This is a genomic window from Streptomyces sp. BE20, from assembly GCF_036322525.1.
Lineage (GTDB): Bacteria > Actinomycetota > Actinomycetes > Streptomycetales > Streptomycetaceae > Kitasatospora.
The window spans coordinates 1-445 of sequence record NZ_JAQYWW010001205.1 but is presented as its reverse complement, the minus strand read 5'-3'; the positions used below and the strand labels follow the sequence as shown (position 1 = coordinate 445).

At 82.7% G+C, this 445-nt stretch carries 2 pseudogenes; one reads left to right on the top strand and one right to left on the bottom strand.

What is annotated here, in order from left to right:
- Positions 1–7 precede the first annotated feature (7 nt).
- A pseudogene (locus PUR61_RS41115) lies at positions 8–94 on the top strand (DUF5990 family protein); the annotation flags it as partial.
- Positions 95–283: 189 nt separating this feature from the next.
- Here the strand turns inward: PUR61_RS41115 and PUR61_RS41110 are convergent.
- A pseudogene (locus PUR61_RS41110) lies at positions 284–430 on the bottom strand (DUF5990 family protein); the annotation flags it as partial.
- Positions 431–445 lie beyond the last annotated feature (15 nt).

Here is a 445-nt window from a genome sequence, read left to right as displayed (position 1 = left end):
CGCGGCGGTGCGCGGCGGGCTGCTGGGGGGCCGGCTCGGGCTGACCGACGCGAAGGGCCACCCGCTGTGCGGGGCGGGCCGCCCGCCGGTGATCGCCTGGTCGGCCGGGGGCGGCGGGCCGGCGGCATGCAGGAGGGCGCCGCCGGTGCGGCGGGCCCCACCGACACCAACCAGTTGGCCGCTCCACCGCACCCCCCCGGGGCCCGCGCCTTCCCGGCGGCCCCCGCGGGTGCGGGGGGCCCCTCCTAATTGCCGCCGCCCCGCCGCCCCCGGCCGACCAGGCGATCACCGGCGGGCGGACCGCCCCGCAGAGCGGGTTGCCCTTCGCGTCGGTCATCCCGAGCCGGCCCACCAGCAGCCCGCCGCTCACCGCCGCGCCGAGGGTGGCCGGCGGGACGGCGTCCAGGAACAGCTTGGCGCGGCGGAGCAGCGCGGGGCCGTCCGG